Annotated in this window: 27 protein-coding genes; 13 read left to right on the plus strand and 14 right to left on the minus strand. The window is 75.2% G+C overall.

Features of this window, described 5'->3' with window-relative positions; all coding sequences use genetic code 11:
• Positions 1–2: 2 nt before the first annotated feature.
• The 3 genes from M2302_RS09735 to M2302_RS09745 are packed head-to-tail and all read right to left on the minus strand — an operon-like array spanning position 3 to position 2,336.
• Complete coding sequence (locus tag M2302_RS09735; RefSeq protein ID WP_280837584.1) at positions 3–920, minus strand: hypothetical protein; 918 nt, start codon at positions 918–920, stop codon at positions 3–5.
• Between the two features lie 22 nt (positions 921–942).
• Positions 943–2,007 (minus strand): hypothetical protein, encoded by a 1,065-nt coding sequence (locus M2302_RS09740; protein WP_280837585.1) that lies wholly within the window; start codon positions 2,005–2,007, stop codon positions 943–945.
• Complete coding sequence (locus tag M2302_RS09745; RefSeq protein ID WP_154937482.1) at positions 2,004–2,336, minus strand: hypothetical protein; 333 nt, start codon at positions 2,334–2,336, stop codon at positions 2,004–2,006. Before M2302_RS09745 ends, M2302_RS09740 begins: the two co-directional genes overlap by 4 nt.
• A 100-nt stretch (positions 2,337–2,436) precedes the next feature.
• On the opposite strand from M2302_RS09745, the gene M2302_RS09750 reads away from it, so the two are divergent.
• Both M2302_RS09750 and M2302_RS09755 read left to right on the plus strand, forming a co-directional pair.
• On the plus strand, positions 2,437–2,856 hold the full coding sequence (locus tag M2302_RS09750; protein ID WP_280837586.1) for a YbaB/EbfC family nucleoid-associated protein: 420 nt from the start codon (positions 2,437–2,439) through the stop codon (positions 2,854–2,856).
• Positions 2,853–3,854 carry an SseB family protein gene (locus M2302_RS09755; RefSeq protein ID WP_280837587.1) on the plus strand — a complete coding sequence of 334 codons (1,002 nt, stop codon included), beginning with the start codon at positions 2,853–2,855 and terminating at the stop codon, positions 3,852–3,854. The genes M2302_RS09750 and M2302_RS09755 overlap by 4 nt, the downstream gene beginning before the upstream one ends.
• Before the next feature lie 178 nt (positions 3,855–4,032).
• Here M2302_RS09755 and M2302_RS09760 read toward each other — a convergent pair whose 3' ends face one another.
• Entirely contained in the window at positions 4,033–4,788 is a 756-nt protein-coding gene (locus M2302_RS09760) for a hypothetical protein (protein WP_280837588.1), read from the minus strand.
• A 400-nt stretch (positions 4,789–5,188) separates the two neighbouring features.
• Here M2302_RS09760 and M2302_RS09765 point away from each other — a divergent pair, with 400 nt between their 5' ends.
• On the plus strand, positions 5,189–5,380 hold the full coding sequence (locus tag M2302_RS09765; RefSeq protein ID WP_053655860.1) for a DUF5703 family protein: 192 nt from the start codon (positions 5,189–5,191) through the stop codon (positions 5,378–5,380).
• 95 nt (positions 5,381–5,475) lie between these two features.
• Here M2302_RS09765 and M2302_RS09770 read toward each other — a convergent pair whose 3' ends face one another.
• Together M2302_RS09770 and M2302_RS09775 are read right to left on the minus strand one after the other, a co-directional pair.
• Positions 5,476–6,135, minus strand: a complete 660-nt coding sequence (locus tag M2302_RS09770; protein ID WP_210779807.1) for a hypothetical protein — start codon at positions 6,133–6,135, stop codon at positions 5,476–5,478.
• Between the two features lie 49 nt (positions 6,136–6,184).
• A complete protein-coding gene (locus tag M2302_RS09775) occupies positions 6,185–7,513 on the minus strand; it encodes a M20/M25/M40 family metallo-hydrolase (RefSeq protein WP_280837589.1) in 1,329 nt (442 codons plus the stop codon).
• Positions 7,514–7,702: 189 nt separating this feature from the next.
• Here M2302_RS09775 and M2302_RS09780 point away from each other — a divergent pair, with 189 nt between their 5' ends.
• The 3 genes from M2302_RS09780 (at position 7,703) to M2302_RS09790 (ending at position 9,627) form a co-directional block, all read left to right on the plus strand.
• The gene (locus M2302_RS09780) at positions 7,703–8,320 is read left to right on the plus strand and encodes a hemerythrin domain-containing protein (protein WP_280837590.1); all 618 of its coding nucleotides are present in this window, start codon (positions 7,703–7,705) and stop codon (positions 8,318–8,320) included.
• Between the two features lie 67 nt (positions 8,321–8,387).
• A complete protein-coding gene (locus tag M2302_RS09785) occupies positions 8,388–9,368 on the plus strand; it encodes a LysR family transcriptional regulator (protein ID WP_280837591.1) in 981 nt (326 codons plus the stop codon).
• A gap of 19 nt (positions 9,369–9,387) precedes the next feature.
• Positions 9,388–9,627: a hypothetical protein gene (locus M2302_RS09790; protein WP_280837592.1), complete on the plus strand. Its 240-nt coding sequence runs from the start codon at positions 9,388–9,390 to the stop codon at positions 9,625–9,627.
• Between the two features lie 65 nt (positions 9,628–9,692).
• On the opposite strand, the gene M2302_RS09795 is transcribed toward M2302_RS09790, so the two are convergent.
• The 3 genes from M2302_RS09795 to M2302_RS09805 are packed head-to-tail and all read right to left on the minus strand — an operon-like array spanning position 9,693 to position 12,762.
• Positions 9,693–10,043: a DUF3140 domain-containing protein gene (locus M2302_RS09795; protein WP_280837593.1), complete on the minus strand. Its 351-nt coding sequence runs from the start codon at positions 10,041–10,043 to the stop codon at positions 9,693–9,695.
• Complete coding sequence (locus tag M2302_RS09800; protein ID WP_179804587.1) at positions 10,043–10,207, minus strand: hypothetical protein; 165 nt, start codon at positions 10,205–10,207, stop codon at positions 10,043–10,045. Before M2302_RS09800 ends, M2302_RS09795 begins: the two co-directional genes overlap by 1 nt.
• Before the next feature lie 14 nt (positions 10,208–10,221).
• Positions 10,222–12,762 (minus strand): ATP-dependent Clp protease ATP-binding subunit, encoded by a 2,541-nt coding sequence (locus tag M2302_RS09805; protein ID WP_280837594.1) that lies wholly within the window; start codon positions 12,760–12,762, stop codon positions 10,222–10,224.
• Positions 12,763–12,884: 122 nt separating this feature from the next.
• Between M2302_RS09805 and M2302_RS09810 the strand changes: the two genes are divergently transcribed.
• The 5 genes from M2302_RS09810 to M2302_RS09830 all read left to right on the plus strand — a co-directional run bounded on the left by M2302_RS09810 (position 12,885) and on the right by M2302_RS09830 (position 18,032).
• Positions 12,885–13,280 carry a hypothetical protein gene (locus tag M2302_RS09810; RefSeq protein WP_280837595.1) on the plus strand — a complete coding sequence of 132 codons (396 nt, stop codon included), beginning with the start codon at positions 12,885–12,887 and terminating at the stop codon, positions 13,278–13,280.
• Between the two features lie 224 nt (positions 13,281–13,504).
• Positions 13,505–13,765, plus strand: a complete 261-nt coding sequence (locus tag M2302_RS09815; protein ID WP_088962374.1) for a hypothetical protein — start codon at positions 13,505–13,507, stop codon at positions 13,763–13,765.
• Between the two features lie 10 nt (positions 13,766–13,775).
• Positions 13,776–14,693, plus strand: coding sequence for a hypothetical protein (locus tag M2302_RS09820; protein WP_280837596.1), 918 nt, complete (start codon positions 13,776–13,778; stop codon positions 14,691–14,693).
• Positions 14,686–17,370 (plus strand): FtsK/SpoIIIE domain-containing protein, encoded by a 2,685-nt coding sequence (locus M2302_RS09825; RefSeq protein WP_280837597.1) that lies wholly within the window; start codon positions 14,686–14,688, stop codon positions 17,368–17,370. Before M2302_RS09820 ends, M2302_RS09825 begins: the two co-directional genes overlap by 8 nt.
• Positions 17,367–18,032 carry a hypothetical protein gene (locus tag M2302_RS09830; RefSeq protein WP_280837598.1) on the plus strand — a complete coding sequence of 222 codons (666 nt, stop codon included), beginning with the start codon at positions 17,367–17,369 and terminating at the stop codon, positions 18,030–18,032. Before M2302_RS09825 ends, M2302_RS09830 begins: the two co-directional genes overlap by 4 nt.
• Positions 18,033–18,115: 83 nt before the next feature.
• On the opposite strand, the gene M2302_RS09835 is transcribed toward M2302_RS09830, so the two are convergent.
• Both M2302_RS09835 and M2302_RS09840 read right to left on the minus strand, forming a co-directional pair.
• Positions 18,116–19,384, minus strand: a complete 1,269-nt coding sequence (locus M2302_RS09835; protein WP_280837599.1) for a cupin domain-containing protein — start codon at positions 19,382–19,384, stop codon at positions 18,116–18,118.
• A gap of 7 nt (positions 19,385–19,391) precedes the next feature.
• Positions 19,392–19,682 carry a hypothetical protein gene (locus tag M2302_RS09840; protein WP_280837600.1) on the minus strand — a complete coding sequence of 97 codons (291 nt, stop codon included), beginning with the start codon at positions 19,680–19,682 and terminating at the stop codon, positions 19,392–19,394.
• 221 nt (positions 19,683–19,903) lie between these two features.
• Here M2302_RS09840 and M2302_RS09845 point away from each other — a divergent pair, with 221 nt between their 5' ends.
• Together M2302_RS09845 and M2302_RS09850 are read left to right on the plus strand one after the other, a co-directional pair.
• A complete protein-coding gene (locus M2302_RS09845; protein ID WP_280837601.1) occupies positions 19,904–20,653 on the plus strand; it encodes a PIG-L family deacetylase in 750 nt (249 codons plus the stop codon).
• A gap of 9 nt (positions 20,654–20,662) precedes the next feature.
• Positions 20,663–21,412 carry a DUF72 domain-containing protein gene (locus tag M2302_RS09850; protein ID WP_280837602.1) on the plus strand — a complete coding sequence of 250 codons (750 nt, stop codon included), beginning with the start codon at positions 20,663–20,665 and terminating at the stop codon, positions 21,410–21,412.
• Between the two features lie 47 nt (positions 21,413–21,459).
• Here M2302_RS09850 and M2302_RS09855 read toward each other — a convergent pair whose 3' ends face one another.
• From M2302_RS09855 to M2302_RS09865, 3 genes are all read right to left on the minus strand, one after another.
• Positions 21,460–21,888: a DUF2267 domain-containing protein gene (locus tag M2302_RS09855; protein ID WP_280837603.1), complete on the minus strand. Its 429-nt coding sequence runs from the start codon at positions 21,886–21,888 to the stop codon at positions 21,460–21,462.
• A gap of 313 nt (positions 21,889–22,201) precedes the next feature.
• Complete coding sequence (locus M2302_RS09860) at positions 22,202–23,077, minus strand: DUF72 domain-containing protein (RefSeq protein WP_280837604.1); 876 nt, start codon at positions 23,075–23,077, stop codon at positions 22,202–22,204.
• Between the two features lie 51 nt (positions 23,078–23,128).
• The gene (locus tag M2302_RS09865) at positions 23,129–23,527 is read right to left on the minus strand and encodes a TraR/DksA C4-type zinc finger protein (protein ID WP_280837605.1); all 399 of its coding nucleotides are present in this window, start codon (positions 23,525–23,527) and stop codon (positions 23,129–23,131) included.
• Between the last annotated feature and the right edge of the window lie 52 nt (positions 23,528–23,579).

Here is a 23,579-nt window from a genome sequence, read left to right on the forward strand (position 1 = left end):
GATCAGTCGAGGGTGGGCCGGTCGCCGGGGATCTCCCGGACGGCGGCCAGGAAGCGGGCCTGGTCGTCGCGGGTGGCCGGGTTGACGATCCGGATCCACGAGCCGTCGTCGAAGTGCAGCGTCGCCGGGAACTGCATCAGCCGCGCCGACCCGTGGTCGCAGTCGATCCGGGTGATCCGCCGCCGCTCCACGCTCCACAGCAGCCGCGGCTCGCGCCGGTCCGGCCGGCCCTCGTCCGGGCGGCGCCCCATCCGCAGCAGGTGCAGGTGGGTGTCGGTGACCGCGAACGGGGTGCCGGTGTAGCGCTCCAGGAACAGCAGCAGGCTGCCGGCGAGGGTGGCCAGGTCGCCGCTGAAAGCGTACCGGCGGCGGTAGGCGATCTCGGCGAGCTGGTCGGCGAGCGGGCGGTGCTGGCTGAGCCGGAACAGCGCCCGGAACGCCTCCTGCTCAGCGGTGAGCGGCAGCACCGGCCGGGGTTGCGGGACCGCCGGGGTGGGCTCGACGGCCACCTCCCGACCGGCCGCCTCGGGCAGCCCCGCCGCGAGCGCGGCCGCCTTCCCGGGCAGCAGCAGCACCCCGGCCACGATCCGGACCGGGGTCAGCACCGCCTCCACCCAGGCCACCGGGTTGACGATGTTCAGCAGCCCGAACAGCGCCCGAGGATCGAGCGCCTCGGCGACCTCGGTGCCGACGTGGTCGACGAACTGGCTGCCGGCGCGGTGCGTCTCGTGCGCCCGCACCGGGGCCAGGCCGACGTAGCGCAACTCCTGCCCGGTCACCAGGGGGGCGACCAGGGCCCGCTCCGGCTCGTCGGAGGTGCGGAACTCGTCCCGCAGCGCGCGGGCCCGGTCGCGGGCCACCCGCGCGCCGTCGCGCACCGCGTCGCCGAGCCGCCCGAGCCGTCCCCACGCACCCGTCACGCCGTACCTCCTTGGTCGCCGGTCAACGGCCCGCCGGCTGCTGCTCGGCGGGCGGCTGCCCGAAGACATTCTGGTCGATCCAGTCGGCGCCGCCCTGCACCACGTCGCCGATCTCGTCCTTGACCAGGTCGGAGCCGGGCACCGACAGGCCACTGACCAGGGCGGTGCCACCCCACACCGCCCCGTGCACGACCGAGTTCGGCACGTTCCAGGGCAGGTTGGTCGCCCAGTCCCGGGCGATCATCCGACCGCCGTCGGCCAGGCCGTGCGCCCGCAGGGCGCCGGCCCGATCGAGCAGCCCCATGTCGAACGGCGACCCGGACTTGCCGAGCTTGAAGGTGCCCTGCGCCGGGTCGGTGATCTTGTGGAACCACTTGTCGGCCTTGCCGGCGGCGCGCCGCTTGTCGATCGCCTTCTGCCCCGTCCGCAGGGCCTTCTGCTTGTCCACCAGCTTGTCCAGGTGGTTGCGCAGCTTGCGCAGGTAGAGCATGACCCGCTGGAGCAGCCGGATGACCTTCTGCAGGTGGGTGGCGAGCGGACGGATGATCTTCAGCGACCGGGTGAGCACGATCATGCCGCGGGTCACGGTGACCGCCAGGCCGGCCGCCCAGGACGCCCCGGCGGTGAACGGCGCCATGAGCAGGGCGGTCACCAGGGTGATCAGCATCCAGTTGACGAACTCGACGCAGAGGTCGACCAGTACCTCGTGCACGACCTGCAGGGCCTCGGCGACCCCGCGCAGGTACTCGGCGGTGGCGGTGAACTGCCCGGCCACGTCCAGCAGCTGCTGCTCGACCTCGGCGAGGCGCTTGCCGTACGCCTCCCCCGCCGGCGACCGCCAGCCGGGCTGCTCGGCCTCGCGCACGCCGCGGTGGCTCAGCGCCAGCTCACGCACCTGGGCGGCGAGGGCGTCCCAGTCACCGGCCCGGGCGCGCAGCGCCTCCGGCTCGCCGTCGACCATGTCGACCAGCTGGATGAGCGGCCAGGCCAGGGTGCGGCAGACGCTGTCGACCACGTCCTCCACCCCGGACAGCGCGTTGTCGATGCCGTTCCAGAGCTGGACGGCGCTACCGGCGGGTCCGCTCACCGGCCCATCCCCTCGCGCATCGCCCGGAAGCCGGAGTCGATGTCCTGCTCGTTGCGCTCGTACGACTCGGCGGTGGATCCCAGCGCCGCCCCGACGCGGGTGAACGCGTCCTGACCGGCCCGGAACAGCGTCGTGCCGTCGGCGACCTGCTCGGCGTACTTGGCGCGCAGCATGTCGCTGGCGAACGGCAGGTGACCGAAGGCGCCGTCGGGCAGGTCACCCGCGGCCACCACCCTGCTCTCCAGCGCGCCCAGCGCGTTGGCCACTCCGGTGGCGGCCGCCTCCAGCCGTTTCACGGCCGTCACGTCCACTTCGATGTCAGCTGCCATCGCCGTTCCTCCCCCGCATCCGACGCGGGTCGAAGATACGATTCCCCGGCCTCCGGCCGCCACCCCGGCCCGAGGAGGAACCAAGGGGGAGGAAGCCCGCATGACTGATCCGCTGTCCGGTCTGGACGCGCTCGCCGGCCGGCTCGCCGACATCGAACGCCGCTTCGCCGGGCTGCACGCCGGCCTCGACGACGTCGACGGCACCGCCACCGACGACACTAGTCTGGTGTCGGCCACCGTGGACGCCACCGGAGGTCTCACCGACCTGACCTTCGAGCCGGCGGCGCTGCGCTCCGGCAGCGCCGACCTGGCGAGGATGGTGCTGGAGGCGTACCGGCGGGCCCGGGCGGCGGCGACCGCCCAGCTCGACGAGCGCACCGAGGGTCTCGACGCGACGCTCGGGGCGGGCCTGACCGAGCTGTTCGGCAAGCCGGGCGACTTCGCGGCGTTGGGCCGCCTGGAGGAGGCCGTCGCCCGACTCGGCGCCCTGGACGCCCGGCTGCCGAGGCCGCCGGCGTGACCGCGACCGGCTGGCCGGAGATCGTGGCCCGGCTGCACCGCACGCTCGTCGCCTGCGACCGGGACACCGACCTGGAACTCAGTGCCGGGTCGCGCCGGCTCCGGCTGTCCGTGCGCCTCGACACCGTCGAGGGCCACTGCCCCGGGTACGAGGGGCAGCGGCTGGCCGAGCTGGGCTGGCGGCCCGCCGACGACGGCGACTGGTGGTACGCCACCCCGCGTACCGCCGAGGGCCTGCACTGGTGGAGCGGCTTCGCCGCCCGGACCGCCGCCGTCGCGCTGACCGCCGACCCGGCCGCGCTCTCCTGTCGGGTGCTCCCGCTCGACAGCGGGGCGGAACCGCCGACGGCAACCCGCGTCGAGGCGACCGACAAAGCCGGGTCTGGTGTCGGCGCGCCCGCACCGGCCGGCGGCGGCGTCGCCGTGCCAGCGGGCGTCGGCGTCGCGGTGCCGGTCGAGGCCGGCGCCGGCGTTCCCGCGCCGCTGGAGGGCGGCGCCGGAGCCGACGCGACGGCCGCCGAGGTCGCCTCCCCCGGGGATACGGTCGCGGACGGCGGCGGGTCGCGCCCGGCCGAGCCGGAGCCGGCCGAACTGCTCGCCCGGGCAGCGGCCGCGCACGACCTGCCCCGCTACCTGGGGGTCCTCGCGGCCGGCCCGGTCTGCGTACCGCTGGCCGGCGAACCGTCGCCCGACCGGGACTTTCCGTGGACGGTCGTCCTCGGGGCGGACCGCGCGCCGCTGCTGCCGGTCTTCACCTCGGCGGACGCGCTGACCGCCTTCGCCGGGGCCGGGGTGCCGTTCGTCGCGCTGTCCGCCGCCGACCTGCTGGCGGACTGGCCGGACCCGGGCTGGGGCCTCGCCGTCGACCCGGGCGACGCCCACGGCCTGACGCTGACCGCCCCGGCGCTGGCCGCGCTGCTCGCCGCGAACGACCCGACCGATCCGCCGGGGCCCATCGCTCCGGCCACCGTCGAGGAATCGGGCACCACCGGCCGCTGACCGGCGTCCCCGCCGCACCTCGGACCCGCCGGATCGGCGCGGTCGCCGCACTCCGGCACGGCCGTCCCGGGCGGGGGCCGACCGGTCTGCGGGTAGCGCGGCGGCCGGACCGGAAGCGCTACCCACGGGCGGGCCAGGCCCCGAGGCTGCCGCGACCGGGCAGGGCCGGCCGCGACGACTACCAGGACAGGTACGCCTTGATGCTGGCCGGGACGCGGCCCGCCGCGTCGTCCACCGCGGCCCGCGCCTCCCCGGTCACCGGCACCACGGTGGTGTGCTTGGGCGGCAGGAGGATCAGGCCGCCGATCGGCACCACCCGCTCGGCCTGCTGCCGCTGGCCGGTCGCCGGATCGGCGGGCGGGTCGGTCCAGATGATGTACACCAGCCGGACGGTCATCTGCTCGCTGTCGTCGTTGCGTACCGACACGGCGGTGAACCGGCTGTTGCGGTCGAGCACGCGGCCGTCGTCGGCCACCGGGGTCACCACCGGCTGGACGTTCACGGCCGGGACGTCCACCGGCTCCGCGGTGCGCACCGAGACGGTCACGTCCTCGGCCGCCCGGGCTCCGGCACCGGTGAAGGTCAGCACGTCGCTGCTGGTGCCCGGCGGGACGACCAGCCGCCCCCGGTCGCTGCCGTAGACCGAGGCGACCCGCACGCTGGGCAGCGTGCGCCCGGCGGCGTCCAGCGCGGTGAACTCCAGCGTCGGCGCGAGCACCCGGTTGCCCTCGTTGAAGATCGTGAGCACCTGGTTCATGTACCCGTCCCCGGTGGTGGGGGCGAACTCGAACCGCAGCGCGGCGGCGGGGCGGGGCCGGACGACGAAGCCGCAGCCGGCGAGGAGCAATGTAGCCACCAGCCCGGCGACGACTTGCGCGAGCAGCGGAGCGGCGCGGCCAGGGCGGGGTCGGGTCACGATCATGGTGAGCGGCACCGGCGCATGGTACGCGGGGCGCGGCGGGGCGGAGACCCCATCGGTACCGGCCGGCGCCGGCCGGCCGCACCCGTTCGCCGGCACGGCACCGCTGCGACGCTGGACCACGAGGCCGCCAACGGGCGGCGGCGATCCACCAGGGCGAGCTCGTCGGGCCCACCGTCAGGGCCGCCGCGCTTTCCTGCGACCAGATGCCCGGCTCGAGCCGGATGGTCGCCACGAAACGCACCACAGGGCGCGGCGGCGCGGGCGGGCACCCCGAGGGACGCCGCACGCATACCCGGGGAAACCGGGCGAGCGGTGCCGTCCGGGGCGGTGGCGGTGCCGGGGCGGCCGGCCAGCGGCGCGGGTCACGCGGGAGGGGGTGGCGAACGGCCTGCGGGCTGGGCAGCATAGGTCCATGGACTACGAATACGCGCCGCTGCGGCTGCCGCCGAACGTCGACCGGTTGACCGCCGCGGCGCAGCTGGCGATCCAGGCGGAGTTCTCCGGTTGGGAGTTGGCCCGGGTGCGGCTGTTCCGGGACGGCACGCGGCAGGTCGTGCTGCGCCGTCGGCGGGTCAACCAGCCGCAGCCGGGTCTGTCCTACTGACGGCGGGCACGCCGCCCGGCGTACCGGGGTCGGCTGCCCACGTGCCCCGGGGCCGGACCGCACGGTCGGGCCCCGGGGGCGTCGCGGCCCAAGGCCTAGTGGCCGTGCCCGGCGTGGTCGTGCTCGTCCTCGTCGAGGAACGGGTGCTCGTCGAGCCGCCCGACGAGACGGTCGTCGGCGGCCGGCTGGAACGGGCCCACCGGGTCGTCGTCGTCGAAGGACTCCAGGTCGACCGGGGTGCCCACCTCGCTGACCATCACCACGCCGTCGAGCGGTTCCAGCTCCGGCACGTCCAGCGCGCTCAGCGAGCCGTCCCCGCTCTGCAGCAGCTCCAGCACCGCCTCGCCGACCCCCTCGACGGGCGCCGGCTCGTCCTCCTCCGGCGTGCCCTCGCGGCGGGCCGCCTCGGCGACCCGGATCAGCGCGGACACGCTCGGCACCCGGTAGTCGCGGCGCTGCCGCACCGAGATCACCGCCGGGTGCGGGTCGCTGGCCTCGACACCCTCGGCGCCGCCGAACCGCTCGTCGGCCTCGTCGGGGTCGATCGACTCGACGTCCCACGGCGTGACCTCGCCGAACGCGTCGAGCAGCTGCTCGTCGTAGGCGTACGAGGCGTTGTTCAACGCCACGTACGCCTGCCAGACGCCGTCGTCGTCGATCCGGCCCTGGGCGGCGCGCACGGCCGTCAGGTGGGCCCGGGCGGCGTCGATCACGCGCTCCAGAGCAGCGTCCAGCTCACCGTGCTGGTCGGTCATGAGGGAGTCCCTTCGCGATGGGGAGGATGCGGTCCGGCGACGGACCCGGTCAGCAGGTGCGCAGGAACCGGTCGAGGACCCGCACGCCGAACTGTAGTCCGTCGACCGGTACCCGCTCGTCGATGCCGTGGAACAGGGCGGAGAAGTTGAGATCGGCCGGCAGTCGCAGCGGCGCGAACCCGAAGCAGCGGATGCCGAGCTGGGAGAACGCCTTGGCGTCGGTGCCGCCGGAGAGCATGTACGGCACCGGGCGGGCGCCCGGGTCCTCCGCGCGCAGCGCCGCCGACATCGCCTCGACCAGGTCACCGTCGAAGGTGGTCTCCAGGGCCGGCTGGCGCTGGATGTACTCGATGTCGATGTCCGGTCCGACCAGCTCGCGCAGCTGGCGCTCCAGCATCTCCGACTGCCCGGGCAGGCTGCGGCAGTCGATGGTGGCGGTGGCCCGACCGGGGATGACGTTGTCCTTGTAGCCGGCGGCCAGCCGGGTCGGGTTGGCGGTACTGCGGATGGTCGCCCCGATGATGTTGGCGATCGGGCCGAGCTTGGCGATCGCCGCCTCCGGGTCGTCCGGGTCCAGCTCGACGCCGAGCACGTCGGAGACCTCCTCGAGGAAGGCCCGCACGGTCGCGGTGACGGTGACCGGGAAGCGGTGCCGCCCGACCCGGGCGACCGCCTCGGCGAGCGCGGTGACCGCGTTGTCGTCGTGGATGAACGAGCCGTGCCCGGGCCGGCCCTTGGCGTGCAGCCGCAGCCAGTCCAGCCCCTTCTCCGCCGTCTCGATCAGATAGAGCCGGGACGCGTCGTCGATGGCGTAGGAGAAGCCGCCGACCTCGCCGATCGCCTCGGTGCAGCCGTCGAAGAGCTCCCGGTGCCGCTGCACCAGGAAGTGCGCGCCGTAGTCGCTGCCCGCCTCCTCGTCGGCGGTGTAGGCCAGCACGATGTCGCGCGGCGGGCGCACGCCGGTGCGCTGCCAGTGCCGCACCACGGCCAGCACCATCGCGTCGAAGTCCTTCATGTCGATCGCGCCCCGGCCCCACAGGTAGCCGTCGCGGATCTCCCCGGAGAACGGGTGCACCGACCACTCGTCGGCGTCCGCGGGGACCACGTCCAGGTGGCCGTGCACCAGCAGGGCGTCCCGGCCCGGGTCGGTGCCGGGGATCCGGGCGACCAGGTTGGCCCGGCCGGGCGCCGACTCGTGGATCTGCGACTCGACGCCGACCTCGGCCAGCTTCTCCGCGACGTACTCGGCGGCCAGCCGCTCCCCCGCGCTCGTGGCGTTGTCACCGGTGTTGGTGGTGTCGATGCGCAGCAGGTCGCGGCAGAGTTCCACGACCTCGTCGGTGGGGTCGGGTCGGGCGGAGGCGGGGTCGCTCGTCATCGCCTCTTTCTACCAGTCGGGCGAGCTGTCGCGGCGGCCCGGCCGGCGCTCGCGCCCGTCGGGGTCCGCGCGGCGCTCCCGCGCCGTCCCCGTTTCACGATCTTGCGGTACGGGTACCGCGTCGGCGACCCCGCACCGCCCGTCGCGCCGGCCGTCCCCAGGCTCCGGCCGCCCGTCGAGGAGGGCACCATGACCGTCCCGCTGCCGCCCCTGCCGCCCACCGCCGACGACGCCTACCGGCCCGGCGGGCGCAGCATGGCCGACATCGCCGACACCGAGCACCGGCAACTGCTCGGCCTGGCCGACCAGGTGACCGACCAGCGGCTGAGCCCCGAACGGCGCCGCGAGGTGGCCGAGGTGCTGACCGCGGCGATCTCGCGACACCTCTCCGCCGAGGAGCAGTACCTGCTGCCCGCCGCGCGGGCGGCGCTGCCCGGGAGCGCCGAGCGGGTCGACCGGGAACTGGCGGCCGACGCGGCGCTGCTGGCCGCGCTCAAGTCGCTCGACGGGCCGGACGACCCGGCGCTGGCGGACGTCGCCGCGCGGGTCCGCCGGCACGTCGAGGCGGTGTCGGCGCTGATCACCCCGCTGCGCGAGGTGGCCACCGACGCGGAGCTGATCCGGCTGGGCAACCGGTGGGAGATCGCCGAGGAGGCGGCCCCCACCCGCCCGCACCCCGGTACGCCGGCCACCCCGCCGTGGAACCGGGTGGTCGAGCCGGCGTTGGGCGTGGTGGACAAGGTGCGCGACGCGGTCACCGGCCGGCGGACGTACCTCGCCGACCTGAAGCGCGACACGCGCGACTGATCCATCGTCCGACGCCGATCAGCCCAGGCCCTTCCGCCGGCCCGTGCCGTGGTCCTACCGTCACGTTATGAATCTGGAGCTGCGACACCTGCGGGTCGTCTGCGCGATCGCCGAGACGGGGAGCGTGACCAAGGCCGCGTCCACCCTGGGCCTGGCCCAGCCGGCCCTGACCGCGCAGCTCCAGCGCATCGAGCGCACCCTCGGCGGCCCGCTGTTCGAACGCGACCGGCGCGGCGCCCGGCCCACCGCGCTGGGCGAGCTGGTGCTGGCCCGGGCCCGGGTGCTGCTGCCGGCGATGAAGGGGCTGCAGGACGAGGCGGCCCGGCTGGCCGGGGCGGACGACAGCCTGGGCCGGTACCGCTTCGGCGGGGTGAACAGCCCGATCCTCGGCCGGCTGGTGCATCGGCTGGTCGCCGAGCAGCCGCAGGCGCAGATCACCACGTACGCCTCCTGGTCGGCCGCGGAGCTGGCCGGACTGGTGGCCGGCGGGCGGCTCGACTTCGCGCTCACCGGGGTCTGCGGCGACGCGACGCCGTCCCCGGAGTTCGGGCTCTGCTGGCGGGAGGTGGCGGTCGACCCGGTGCTGGTGCTGCTGCCGACCAGCCACCCGATGGCCGGCCGGGAGGAGATCGGCCTGGCCGAGCTGCGCCGCGAACAGTGGGTCGCCGCGCCGGGCGAGGGCTGCTTCGGCGACTGCTTCGCCGCCGCCTGCGCCCGGGCCGGCTTCACCCCCCGCAAGGTGTACGAGACCGACGTGCGCGGCTGCGTGGACCTGGTCGACGCCGGCGAGGCGGTGGCGCTGTGCCAGGCGACCTTCCGCCCGGTCGACGGTCTGGTCACCCGCCGGCTGGCCGGCGTGCCGCTGCGCTGGCGGCTGCTGCTCGGCTGGCACCCCGAGTCCCCCGCCGCCCGGGTCGCCGAGGCGGTGCTGGAGACGGCGGTGGCGGCGTACACCGACTCGCTGGCGCCGCACCCCGACTACCTGGCCTGGCTGCTGCGCCACCCGGAGTTCGGGGCCCGACCGGTCGGCGGGGTGCGAATCGCCTGACGGCGGGTACCTGGACCTCATGACCGATCGCTACCCCGACGTCGACATGCGGGAACTGCTGCGTCAGGCGGCCGCCGCGCACTCCGCCGCTGTCCGGGACCTCGAGGCGTTCCTGCGTCGGCTGCCGGCAGTGCCCGATCCGGCCGACATCACCGAGTACGCCAACCTGGTCACCCAGGAGGAGCAGACCCGGGCCGAGCGGCAGGCCGCCGCCACCGCCGCCGGCCTGGAGCTGCCCAGCCTCGGCACCGAGCCGTAGCACGAGCCGCCACCGACGGGCGGCGGCACCCGGGAGATCGTCCCGGGTGCCGCCGCTCGTGCACGTCAGCGTTCGACCAGGACGTCGTGGCCCAGGTCGAGCAGCGAGTGCCGCCACTCGTTGTCGGCGTTGCCGCCGCGCGGCTTCTCCGCGGTCAGCGCCCGGATCCGGTCGATCGCCTCCCGCATCACCTCGATGTCCTCCGGGGTCAGGTCCACCTTGCGCTTGCTGAGCACCCGCAGGATCTGCCGGCCCGGCTCGGGCAGGTCCATGCTCGGGTTCGGGCCGAACGACTCCTCCCCCGAGCCCCGGGTCAACAGCCACTGCCGCAACTGTTCGGAGGGGACGTTCACCTCGGCGTGGAAGTCGTCCCAGATCACCTCGACCTCGGGGTCGAGTCGCTGCTCGCGTACCATCACGCCTCCTCTTCCGGTGGCCCGGACGGCGCCGGGCTCCCGTCGTCGGTCTGCTGCTTCAGGCCCTCCGGCGGCACCTGCACCCGGGCCGGGTTCGCCGTCGGCGGCGCGAGGATCGGTTCGGTGCGGTCGGTCTCCTCGTCGCTCTCCTCGGGTTCGGTCATCTCCGTCCTCCGGGTCATCGCGGGTGGGACGTCGAGGTTGGGCTGTAGTCCCGCTCTCCCGCGGCCACGTCGAAGGTGAGCTGACCGTCGCGCGCGTCGACGGTGATCTTCTGCCCCGGCGACATCTGGTGCTCCAGCAGCATCCGGGACAGCCGGTTGTCGACCTCCCGCTGGATCACCCGGCGCAGCGGCCGGGCGCCGAACTCCGGCTGGTAGCCGTGCTCGGCGAGCCAGTCGACGCCGGCGGTGGTGAACTCGATCTGGACGTCCTGGGCGTGCAGCCGGCGGCGGGTCTCCTCCAGCAGCAGCTCGGTGATCTGCCGCAGCTGCTGGGCCTCCAGCCGGCGGAAGATGATCGTCTCGTCGATCCGGTTGAGGAACTCCGGGCGGAAGTTCTCCTGAAGGCGGCGCATCAGCCGCTCGCGCAGCTCGTCGCTCTCCTGGGTGCCGGCCTCGAAGCCCACCGCGCGGGTGGTGCCGGTGATCAACTCCGAGCCCAGGTTGCTCGTCATGATCAGGACGGTGTTCTTGAAGTTCACCGTCCGGCCCTGGCTGTCGGTGAGCCGGCCGTCGTCGAGCACCTGGAGCAGGATGTTGAAGACGTCCGGGTGCGCCTTCTCGATCTCGTCGAGCAGCACCACCGCGTACGGGCGGCGGCGCACCGCCTCGGTGAGCTGGCCGGCCTCCTCGTACCCGACGTAGCCGGGGGGCGCCCCGACCAGCCGGGCGACGGTGTGCCGCTCCTGGAACTCGCTCATGTCGACCCGCACCATCCGGTCGGCCTCGCCGAAGAGCGCCTCCGCCAGGGCCCGGGCCAGCTCGGTCTTGCCGACGCCGGTGGGGCCGAGGAAGAGGAAGCTGCCCATCGGCCGGTTCGGGTCGGCCAACCCGGTACGCGAGCGGCGCACCGCCTCGGCCACCGCGGTGACCGCCTCGTCCTGGCCGACGACCTTCTCGTGCAGCTGTCCCTCCAGCCGCAGCAGCCGGTCCCGCTCCTCCTCGGTGAGCTGGCTGACCGGGATGCCGGTGGCGCGGGAGACCACCTCGGCGATCTCCTGCGGGCCGACCGAGGGGACCCGGCTGGTGCCCTCGTCGCCCCGGGCGCGGCGGATCTGCTCCTCGACCTCGGCGAGCCGGTCGCGCAGCGCGGAGGCCCGCTCGTACTGCTCGTCGGCGACCGCCTGTTCCTTGTCCCGGCGCACCTCGTCGAGCTGCTGCTCCAGCTCGCGCACGTCGGCGTCGGGGGTGCGGGTGCGCAGCCGTACCCGCGCGCCGGCCTGGTCGATCAGGTCGATCGCCTTGTCGGGCAGGAAGCGGTCGGTGACGTACCGGTCGGCGAGTTCGGCGGCCGCGACCAGCGCCTCGTCGGTGAAGCGGACCTGGTGGTGTGCCTCGTACCGGTCGCGCAGGCCGCGCAGGATGCTGACGGTGTCCTCGACGCTGGGCTCGGGCACCAGGACCGGCTGGAAGCGGCGGGCCAGCGCGGCGTCCTTCTCGATGCTCTTGCGGTACTCGTCCAGCGTGGTCGCGCCGATCACCCGCAGCTCGCCGCGGGCCAGTGCCGGCTTGAGCATGTTGGACGCGTCCATGCCGCCCTCGCTGCCGGCGCCGCCCGCGCCGACCAGGGTGTGGATCTCGTCCAGGAAGATGATCAGCTCGTCCCGGTGCGCCCGGATCTCTTCGATGACCTTCTTCAGCCGTTCCTCGAAGTCACCGCGGTAGCGGGTGCCGGCGACCAGGCCGGCGAGGTCGAGCTGCACCACCCGCTTGCCGAGCAGGGTCTGCGGCACGTCACCGTCGCAGATCCGCTCGGCCAGCCCCTCCACGATCGCGGTCTTGCCGACGCCGGCCTCGCCGATCAGCACCGGGTTGTTCTTGGTCCGCCGGGACAGGATCTCCACGGCCTGCTCGATCTCGTCGGCCCGCCCGATCACCGGGTCGATCTGGTCCATCCGGGCCAGCTCGGTGAGGTCCTGCCCGTACTGGTCGAGGGTCGGGGTGCCCCGGTCGGGCTTCGGCCCGCCCATCGGTCCGCGTTCCGCGCTGGCCGCCTGCAACGACTCGGGCTGGATCCGGCCGGCGGCGAGCATCCGGCCGGCGGGCGACTCCGGGTTGAGCGGCAGCGCCATCAGGATGTGCTCGGGGCCGATGTAGTTCGCCCCCATCGCCCGGGACAACTGGTGGGCGTCGAGCAGCGCCCGCTTGGCGGCGGGGGTGAGCGACAGGTTCGTCGGCACCTCGCCCCCGGGCGCGCCGTCGCCCCGCCCGCCGAGGGCGTTGACCAGGGCGTCCGGGTCGGCGCCGGCCCGGCGTACCAGGTCGCGCAGCGGCTCGCGTTGCAGCGCCGCCCAGAGCAGGTGGTCGGTGTCCAGGTCGTTGCTGTGTTTCTGGGCGGCCCGCCGGGCCGCGTCGGCCAGCATCTCCCGGGCGTCGGCGGTCATCAGCCGGGTGATGTCGACCCGGTGGGCCGGTCGGCGTCCGCCCTCACCCCGGCCGAAGTACCGGGCCAGGAACTCGTCCCAGGGGTCGGAGCCGTAGTCACCGGGTCCCATCATCTCTGTCCTCCGCAGTCGGGGCGCGGCACGGTCGCCGAGGGCGACACCGCGGGCGCGGCACGGTCGCCGGTGGCTACCCGGCGGCTGGCGCGACAAACGCCAGGGGGTGGCAGGCTGGGGGCATGGACTCCCGCCCGCTGCTGATCGTCGACGGTGCCAACGTGGTCGGTTCCCGCCCGGACGGCTGGTGGCGGGACCGGGCCGGGGCGGCGGCCCGGTTGCGCGACGCCCTGGCGCCGCTGGCCGACCGGGGGCTGCCGCCGGAGCTGCCGCCGCCGGTGGAGGTGGTGCTGGTGGTGGAGGGCGCGGCGCGAGAGGTGCCCGGGGTGGTCGGGGTGCACACGGTGCCGGCGCCCGGTTCCGGTGACGACGCCATCGTGGCGCTGGTGCGCGACGCGCCGGACCGGCGCCGGTTGGTGGTCACCTCCGACCGGGAGCTGCGCGACCGGGTGGCGGCCCTCGGCGCGGAGCTGCACGGCCCGCGCTGGCTGCGCGAGCACACCCACCCCACCACCTGATCCGCCGCCCCGCCCCCGTGAGCAGGGAGTTCGCGCGGCGGTCGGACGGTCCCGTCGGCGGGACCGGGGGATCCCCTGGTGGGACCGGACGGTCCGGCGGCGGGCGCTTTCCCGCAGCTCACGGGGGTAACCGGACACCAGGGCGGGAACGGCGACAAGGGCGGATGTTCTCTACCCACGGGTATGCGTTGTAATGGACGTCTCCCCGCCCCCAGGAGGTCACCGTGGCGAGCGTCGCCGAGCTGAAGGCAGCCATCGAGGTCGCCCTCCAACAGATCGGTGACGGGCAGACAGCCGTGCAGGCGGCCGGTGAGAAGCTCTCCGAGGCGCAGCAGACCCTGGCCGGGGCGCTGGAGGGCAGCGGGCACGAGACGGTGGAGAGCGCGCAGGCCTCGCTGACCCAGGCCGGCCAGGAGCTGGAGGAGTGCCTCGCCGCGACCCTCGTCGCGGTCGAGCAGGCGCAGCTCTACGTCTCGACGCTCTGAGCGGGCGGCCGTGTCCATCATCGAGGACGTCGGGGCGCAGGTGCGCGCCGCCGCCGAGGAGCTGCCGCTGGCGCCGCTGGCCCAGGCGCTGGAGAAGTTCGGCCAGGCCACCGAGCGGCTGCGCTGGGTCCGGCAGGAGTCGGCCAACCCGATGGGGGTGCCGGAGCTCTCCGCGGCCACCGAGCACGCCGAAGCCGCCGGGCACGCGCTGCGGGTGGCCCAGGAGCAGCTCTCGGCGTACCTGGCCGCGATCGGGCTGGCCCCCGACGGCGCGCCGCCGGCGCCGCCGGCCCGCCGCGAGCCGAGGCACGACGCGCCCCGCGGGGACGCCGCGCCGCCGACCGGTCCGGCACCGCGACCACCGGCCGACCCGACGGTCAAGCGCTGGTGGTCGGTGCGGGTGGCGGAGCTGACCGGCGGCCGGGAGGGCCCGCCGGACGAGCCGGACGAGCGGATCGCCGACTCCCGGGAGCTGCTGCGCCGGGTGGTCACCGGGGTCCGCTCCGGCGACCGGGACCGGCTGCACCGGGAACTGCGCACGGCACACGCCGACGTCGGCCTCGGGCTGGCCGCGGTGGCCCCGCCGCTGCTGCGCGACCTGGCCGGGGAACTACTCGGGCACCCGCCCCGCGCCGACGACCTGGGCCGGCTGCGGCGCGAGCTGGACGGCCGGGTCCGCGACCTGCTCCCCGGGCTGCCGCCGCCGGTGCTGGACACCCTGCTCACCCGGGTCTGCCGGATGCCCCCGCCCCGCGCCGGCGAGCAGTCGCACGCCGCCGACCCGGCGGTCACCGCCGGGGTGGTGACCGGCGTGCTGCTGGCCCGGCTCGGTCGGGACCTGCCCCGCGACGAGCCCGACGCCCGCCGCGCGCCGGCCGCCGCCGCGCCGGTCGCCGGGCGCCGGGCCGACGGTGGGCACCGTGGCTGACCTGCGCAGCCAACTGGCCACGCGGGTACGGGGGATGCTCTCCGAGGCCCTCGGCGCGACGCGTACCCGGTTGGCCGGCGCCGAGACGGAGCTGACCGCCGCCCGCGAACGGCTGGTCCGGGTGCGGCGGGCCGCCGCGGCGGTGCCGCAGCGGGTCGGCGCGGAACGCGACCGCCGGCTGGCCGAGATCGACGACCGGCACGCGGCGCGGATCGCCGAGCTGGCCCGCCGGGCCGCCGCCGCCGCGCTGCGGGAGGCGCCGGGCGCGGCGTCCGCGTCGTGGACGGCCTGGCGGGCGGCCCCGGCCGGGCGCGGCGAGCCGGTCGGTCCGGTACGCGTCGGCACGCTGCGCATCGCCGGCGCGGAACCGGTCCCGGCGCTGGTCCCGCTGCTGGACGCCGGCCACGTGCACCTGTCCGGCGGCGACCGGGACGGCGCGGACGCGGTGGTCGGCGCGCTGCTGCTGCGCGGGGTCGGTCGGGCCGACCCGGGCGCGGTGCGCCTGTACGGCTACGACCCGGAGCACCTGGGCGGCGGGCTGGCCGGCTTCGCCCCGCTGGGCACCGCCGGGCTGCTCACCTTCGTCGGTCCGGGCGGGCTCGGCCGGCTGCTCGACGACCTGGTGGAGCAGATCCGCCGGATCAACGAGACGGTGCTGGCCGGCGAGTACGCCTCGCTGCGCGAGCTGGCCGCGGCGACCGGCCGCCGGCCGGAGCCGTGGCGGGTGGCGGTGCTGCTCGGCGGGGACGAGCTGTCCCGCCACGAACGCGGCCAGCTGGACCGGGTGGTCCGCACCGGCGCGGCCTGCGGGGTGCACCTGGTGGTCCGGGGCATCCCGCTGCCGGAGGACCCCACGGTCACCCGGATCGTCGCCGAGCCGGGCGACGCCCGCGTCGGCGCCCCGCCCGGCCTGCCGGTACGCCTCGACCCGCCGCCGCCCGCCACGCTGGTCACCGAGACCTGCCGGGAGATCGCCGCCCGGGTCAACGCCGGCCCGCCGCCGACGCCCTTCACCGACCTGCTGCCCCCGCCCGAGCAGATGTGGAAGGAGGACTCGGCGCACGGGCTGACCGCGCCGATCGGCGAGGGCCCGCACGGGCGACCGGTGCTGCTGACCCTGGGCGACTACCCGCCGCACGCGCTGATCGGCGGCCCCTCCGGCACCGGCAAGACCAACCTGATCTTCGCCTGGATCGGCGCGCTGGCCGCCCGCTACTCCCCCGCCGAGCTGGAGTTCTATCTGCTCGACTTCAAGGAGGGGGTGTCCTTCGCCCGGTTCGCCCAGGGCCGGCGCGACCCGAGCTGGCTGCCGCACATGCGGCTGGTCGGGATCAACGTCAACACCGACCGGGAGTTCGGCCTGGCCCTGCTGCGGTTCCTCGCCGAGGAGCTGCGCCGGCGGGCCGACGCCGCCAAGAAGCACGAGGTCACCAAGCTGGCCGAGCTGCGGGCGGTGGACCCGACCGGGCACTGGCCGCGGATCGTGGCGGTGGTCGACGAGTTCCAGGCGCTGCTGGCCGGCCGGGACGTGGTGGCCCGGGAGGCCGCCGACCTGCTGGAGGACCTGGCCCGGCGGGGCCGGTCGCAGGGCATCCACCTGGTACTCGCCTCGCAGGACGTGCGGGGCATCGAGGCGCTGTGGGGGCGGCCCGCGCTGGTCGCGCAGTTCACCCTGCGGATCGCGCTGCCCAAGGCGCTGCGCATCCTGGCCGAACGCAACGACGCGGCCCAGGCGCTGCCCCGGCACCACGCGGTGGTCAACGCCGAGTCCGGGATGACCGAGGGCAACCAGGTGGCCCGGATCCCGTCGGCCAGCGACTGGGAAACCTGGAGCGAACTACAGCACCGGCTGTGGCGGATGCGGCCGCAGGACGCCGCGCCGGCGCGGCTCTTCGACGGCGACGCCGTACCCCGGCTGGTCGACGCGCCCGACTACCGCGCGCTGACCCCGCAGGGCGACACCCCGCCGCCCCGGGGTCCGGTCGCCCTGCTCGGCGAGATCATCGACGTGCAGGCCCGCTCGGCGGCGCTGCGGCTGCCCCGCGCCCCGGGGCGCAACCTGGCGGTGCTGGGTACCCGGGTAGACGAGGCGTGCGCGGTGCTCGACGCCGCCGCCCGGTCGCTGGCCCGCCAGCACCGGCCGGGTACCGCCCGGTTCTCCATCGCCTGCCTCGACCCGGACGCCGACCCGGCCGCCCGCGCCCTCTACGAGGACCTGGCCGACGACGCGGCCTGGTACGACGAGGAGACGGTGCCGGAGCTGATGGCCGAGACGGCCGAGGCGCTGGGCCGGCCGGGCACTCCGAGCACCCCGCACTACCTGCTGCTGTTCGCCGTGGACGCGGCGGCGGGGCGGCTGGCCGCGCCGGCCGGCGGGCGCAGCGGGCTGGAGCAGCTGCGCCGGATCCTGCACGACGGGCCGGAACGGCGTACCCACGTGCTGGCCTGGTGGCGCGGGATCGCCCGGATGCGGGTGGACCTCGGCGGGCCGGCCGCCCGCACCGACCAGATCGGGGCCTGGGTCGCCCTCGACGTGCAGGGCGCGGAGCTGGGTTCCTCGCTCTACCCGGGCACCGGCGGCCCGGACTGGTACCCCCGTCCGTGGCGCGGGCTCTTCTTCGACCGGGCGATGCACCGCACCGGACAGGTGATCATCCCTTATGGTCCATCCCGATGAACGAACCGGTCGCCAGTGACACGTACGCCGCCCACGTCCGCCGACTGGCCGAGCTGACCGGCCGGGTCCGGGCCCAGCGGGCCGAGGCGCAGGCCTGGCACGACCAGCAGTGCGCCGCCGCCGAACGGGCGGTGGCCGAGGCGACCGCGCAGCTGCGCCGGGCCGAGGCGGAGGTGACCGAGGCCCGGTCCATGGTGGAGCGGGTCGACGCCGAGGTCGGGCACCTCTGGGCGGAGCTGCGGGGCCGGCTGGGACTGGGCGGGCGGCGGCTCGGTCCGGCGCCGGGGCCGGCCCGGGACGCGGCCGGTGACCCGGTGTCGTCGCTGCGCGGAGTGCGGGAGCTGCTGGACCGGGCCGGGCAGCCGGGTGAGCTGCCCGCGTCGGTGAACCCGCTGCTGGCCCTCTGCGGGGTGGCGGGAGCGCTCGTGGCGTACGGCCTCGGGGCGGGCGCCCGCGCGCTCGGCCACCGCTACGGCGGTGACCTGGCGGTGGGGATGCCGGTGCTGGCCCTGGTCGTGACGCTGCTCGGACCGCTGGCCGGTCTGGCGCCGGCGAAGCGGCTGGCCGACCGGCGGCACGCCCTGCTGGGGCCGCGGCCGATGGCGATCGTCCTGGTCGCCGGGGTGGCGACCACGGTCGCCCTGCTGGTGTCGACCCGCTGAACCCGCGCGGTCCGGCCGGCTCCGCGGGACCGGGCGGCGGGCCGCCCGGTCGACTCGGTGGACCGGCCGAGGCGCAGCGGCTGTCAGGCGGGGACCGCGACGGCCTCGCGCAGCAGCCGGCGGGCCAGCACCAGCCGGTCGGCGTCGTCGTCCAGGCCGGGCAGGTCCCCCACCCGGGTGACCGTGCCGGTGAGCAGGGTGCGCACCGCCGGCTCGCAGGTGCCGGGCAGGGTGATGGTCCGGTCGGGCAGCCGCAGCGCCACCCGGTGGTCGTCGGTGGCGGTGAGCTGCCAGCGCAACCCGGCCCGCGGGGCGATCCGACTGTCGGCGACAAGCGCGGCGAGCGCGGCGGCCTGGGCGAGGGGCCGGATCGGGGCCGGCCGGGCGGCGGGCCAGGCGCGCTGCCGCAGCCGGGCGGCGACCGCCGCCGGGTCGACGCGCAGCAGCCAGTCCCGCAGCGCCTCCACGGTCTCGGTCAGCTCGGGCTCGACGGCGTCGGGGTCGGCAACGTCGGTGCCGAAGGGCAACCCGGCCCGCAGCCGGGGGTCCTCGGCGGCCAGGGTGAGCAGTTCCTCCACCATGGCGTACCGGGTCAGCGCACGGATGCCGACGGTCAGGTGCAGCGAGCTGGACTCCTGCGCCTGCGCGCTGTGCAGCCAGCCACGCGGCAGGTAGAGCGCGTCGCCGGGGGCGAGCACCACGTCCAGCGCGGCGGGCCCGTCGGCGGTGGCGGCGACCTCGTCGGCCCGCCCGCCCCAGGGCTGCTGCTCCAGCGGGTCGGGGAGCACCGGCGGGTGGATGCGCCAGTGCTTGCGACCGTCGACCTGGAGCACGAAGACGTCGTGGGTGTCGTAGTGGGTGGCGAAGCCCTGGCTGCCGGCCGGGGTCAGGTAGGCGTTGACCTGCAACGGCTGGGACAGCGCGGCGCCGAGGTCGCGGGCGAAGTCGACCAGGGCGGGCCAGGTGCGGTGCAGTCCCTGGAGCACCAGCGTGGCGCCGGAGGCGTACAGCTCCAGCACCTTCTCGTCGAGGATCTGGTCGGTGATCTCGGCGCCGGCACCGCCGCCGCCGGTGTAGCGCGCCGCCGGCACCAGCTGGCCGTCCTTGGCCACCCGCAGGAACGGGGTACGCAGACCCCGGCGGCTGAGCAACTCGTCGGCGTCGGCGGGGCTGAGCAGGTCGGTGAAGCCGTCGGGGTTGGGCAGCTCGTCGGCGCGGGAGAGCAGCGGGGCCCGTCCCCAGTGGGCGGCGGCGAACTTCGCCGGCTCCACGCTGACGCAGCGCGCCAGGGCCTCGGCGGCGGACGGAACCGCCGGGCGGCCGTGACCGCCCGGCGGGTCGACGATCGTCATGACGTCCTCAGCGCGCGCCGCCGTCGGCGCCGCCGTCCTGCTGGCCCGGGGTCGCGCCGCCGTCGGCCGGACCCTCGGCACCACCGTCGGCACCGCCGTCCTGCTTGCCGGGGGTGGCGCCACCGTCGGCCGGACCCTCGGCACCCCGGTCGGCGCCCTGGTCGGCGCCGCGCTCCGCACCACGGTCCGCGCCGCCGTCGGCGCCGCCGTCCTGCTGACCCGGAGTCGCGCCACCGTCGGCCGGGCCCTCGAGGCCGCCGCCGCTGGTGGTCTGCATGTCGTCGTCGTTGAGTGCCATGGGTGCTCCCTCGGGTGTGCCGCCCCGCCACGGGCGGGGTCCGTCGTGCAGCGGGTGGTACCCCACGCGCGATCTTCTCTAACCACACCGTAGACGGCGGGACCCGGCGAGCGGGACAGTTCGCCCGGCCCCGCCGGGGCTCACCGGCGCGCCGCGAACCGGGCGCGGCGACGACGGCGGTGCCAGGATGGAGGGACGGCCCGTCCGGCAGGGAGGTCACCATGGGGCAGCCGCAGCCCGCACCGCTGACGCCGCTGGCCGAGGACTGGCAGCGCGCCCTGGCCGTGGTGGCCCACCCCGACGACCTGGAGTTCGGCGCCGCCGCCGCCGTCGCCCGGTGGACCGGGCAGGGCAAGGAGGTCGGCTACTGCCTGGTCACCAGCGGCGAGGCCGGCATCGACGGGACGACCCCGCAGCGGGCCCGGGTGGTCCGCGAGGAGGAACAGCGCGCCTCGGCCGCCGTGGTCGGGGTGACCACGGTGGAGTTCCTCGGCCAGCCGGACGGGCTGCTGGAGTACGGCGTGCCGCTGCGCCGGGCGATCGCCGAGGTGATCCGGCGGCACCGCCCGGACGTGGTGATCACCAACAACTTCCGCGACACCTGGGACGGGGCGTACGCGCTCAACCAGGCCGACCACATCGCGACCGGGCGGGCCGTGCTCGACGCGGCCCGCGACGCCGGCAACCGGTGGATCTTCCCGGAGCAGCTGACCGGCGGCGTGGCGCCGTGGAACCGGGTCCGGGAGGTGTGGGCCGCCGCCTCGCCGCTGTCCCGGCACGGGGTGGACGTCACCGCCACCTTCGACGCCGGGCTGGCCTCGCTGCGCGCGCACGACGCCTACCTGCGGGGCCTCGGGGACGGCGGGTTCGACCCGGCGGAGTTCCTGGAGAGCATCAGCCGCCCGGTCGGCACCCGGCTCGGAGTCCGCTACGGCGCCGCGTTCGAGGTCTTCCCGCTGGGCCTGCACTAGGCGGAAGCGATGATCCTGGTCGGCACCTCGGGATGGCAGTACCGCGACTGGCGGGAGCGCTTCTACCCGCCGAAGCTGCCCCAGCGGCTCTGGCTGGAGCACTTCACCACCCGGTTCGCCACCGTCGAGGTCAACAACGCCTTCTACCGGCTGCCCGAGCGGGACACCTTCGCCGCCTGGCGGGCGCGTACCCCGGAGGACTTCTGCGTGGCGGTCAAGATGAGCCGCTACCTGACCCACATCAAACGGCTGCGCGACCCGGCCGAGCCGGTCGCCCGGTTCCTGGGCCGGGCCACCGCGCTCGGCGACCGGCTCGGACCGGTGCTGGTGCAGCTCCCGCCGAACCTGCCCGCCGATCCGGAGGCGCTGGACGCCACCCTGCGCCTCTTCCCGACCGAGGTGCGGGTGGCCGTGGAACCCCGGCACCCCTCCTGGTGGACGGCGCCGGTGCGGCAGGTGCTGGAACGCCGGCGGGCCGCGCTGGTCTGGGCGGACCGGCGGGGCCGGCCGGTGACCCCGCTGTGGCGCACCACGGACTTCGGCTACCTGCGGCTGCACGAGGGCCGCGCCCAGCCGTGGCCGCGCTACGGCCGGGCCGCGCTCGCCTCCTGGGTACGCCGCCTCGCCGAGGTCTTCGACGACGCCGAGCCGGCGTACGTCTACTTCAACAACGACCCCGGCGGCGCGGCCGTGGTCGACGCCGTGGCCTTCGCCGGGCTGGCCCGCCGAGCGGGGCGGGCGGTCAGCCGTACGGCGTGAGGCGACCCGCCCCACCGCACTGGCAGGACGGGCCGCGGGTCATCCCGTCACGGCATCATCTGTTGCATGTCGCGCGGCATGTTGTCCTTCACGTCATCCCACTGGCCCGGGGTCACGTGCCGGCTCAGGGCGTCCAGCACCACCTGCACCACGCGCTCCGTGCCGCCCTCGACGTCGTACGGAAAGTGCCGCCGGACCTCGAAAAGGAAGTCGTCCCGATTCAGCTTGACCGGCACGTCCATCGGCTTCCAGCCGTCGAAGTAGATCCCGCGCACCAGCACCGGCAACTGCGCGGAGAACTCTACGCTCTCCTGCACCGGCATCCGGTCGCGCAGCAGGTGCAGCACCGTGCGCAGCGCGCAGTAGGACTGGTTGCGTTGCGACTTCGGCCAACCGTACGCCTGTTCGATGTCCTTGAGGATGATGTTCGTCTTCTCCAAAGAGGACTCGAACGCCGCTTGCAGCTGCTCAGCCATCTGTCCACCCCCGTGCGTCGCTTTCCCACCGTCGGTCGTCGTCGCGTCGCGGCGGGCCGCTCGGCCCCCGCCACAGCCGGGTCGGTCTGATCCGACCGGGCCGCTCGCCGCGCCGGGTGGTGCCGTCGGTCGTCCCGACCACGTGCAGCACACCGCCGCGTCGCCTGTCCGTCACGACCCGAACCGCCATGGGCCACCTCCGTCGCTGTCGCCCTCGCGGTCCCCTCGGTCGACGGACCGCAGACACCATCCATGCTGCGCGGCGATCGGGTGAGCCGGCGTCACCCCGACCGGGTGAACTCCGGCGACCGGCTCAGCGGCCCGCGGCGAGCAGGCCGGCCAGGGTCGCCGCGTTGGTCTGGGCAAAATCGCGGTAACAATTGTTCATCAGTACGTGGGTCTGCCCGGCCGAGTCGGCCAGTTCGCGCAGTTTCGGCGCCCAGTCCCGCAACTCCCGGTCGGAGTAGTGGTAGCCGAACTTCTCGTGGATGTCCTTGCTGGTCCACTTGTCGCTGTGCCCGTGGAACCGCACCACCGCGAGGTCCGCGGTGGCCTCCAGCACCGGCGGTACCGAGGAGCGGTGGCCCTGCGGCATGTCCACGCAGACGTACGGCAGCCGGTGCTTGCGCAGGAAGGCCACGGTCTCGTCGGCGTTGGCGCCGTCGAACCAGGAGGCGTGCCGGAACTCGAAGACCGGCCGCAGCGGGCGGCAGCGCCGCTCCACCTCCAGCAGGTACTCCTTGTTCTCCCGCTTGATGGTGAACCAGGGCGGGAACTGGAACAGCACCGCGCCGAGCTTGCCGGCCGCCACCAGCGGGTCCAGCGCGGACAGGAACCGCGTCCAGACCTCCTCGTACGCCTGCGCGGGCAGGTCGTCCGGGTAGAGGTTCTTCTTCTCCGTCTCCGGGCGCAGGTCCTTGTAGAGCGCGGACACCTTCGTCGGGTGCCCGGTCAGCAGGCTGAACGCCTTGACGTTGAAGGTGAACCCCGCCGGGGTGCGCTCGGCCCACAGCTGGGCGGTCCGCTCGGCCGGCGGCGAGTAGTAGGTGGCGTCCACCTCGACCAGCGGAAAGCGCCGGGCGTAGTACGCCAGGCGCTTCTCCGGGGTGTCCGCGGTCTGCGGATACCACCCCGACTCCAACAGTGTCCGGTCGGTCCAGGACGCGGTGCCCACCTTGATGTCACCCATGGAAGGAGTCCACCGCGCCCGGACCTGACCGGCAACCGCGACGCCCGCCGCTCAGGCGGCCCGTCGCTCCCGCGTCTGCTTGCAGGCCACACAGGAGGTGGCCGACGGGAAGATCTCCAGGCGCTCGACCGGGATCGGCGCCGAGCAGCCCTCGCAGAAGCCGTAGGTGCCCTCGTCCAGTCGGGTCAGCGCGTGCTCGAACTGGGCGCGACGATCGAGGATCGTGCGCAGCAACGACTGCGCGGTGTCCCGTTCGGCGGTCTTGGTGCCGCTGTCGGCCTGGTCGTCGCCGGCGGTGTCGCCGACCTCCACCAGCCGCAGCACCTGGCTCTGCGTGACGGCCTGCTCGTACTCCGCGGACAGCTCGTCGTAGCGGGCCTGCAGGGAGAGTCGGATCTGGTCGATCTCCGCCTGGGATCGGCCCGTACCGACGGTGTCGTGGACGAGCATCGCTGCCTGCCTTTCGTGGGGCTCCGGCCCGGCCGGGCCGGTCGCCCGGATA

The sequence above is a fragment of the Micromonospora sp. A200 genome (assembly GCF_029893845.1).
GTDB classification, from domain to species: Bacteria; Actinomycetota; Actinomycetes; order Mycobacteriales; family Micromonosporaceae; genus Micromonospora; species Micromonospora purpureochromogenes.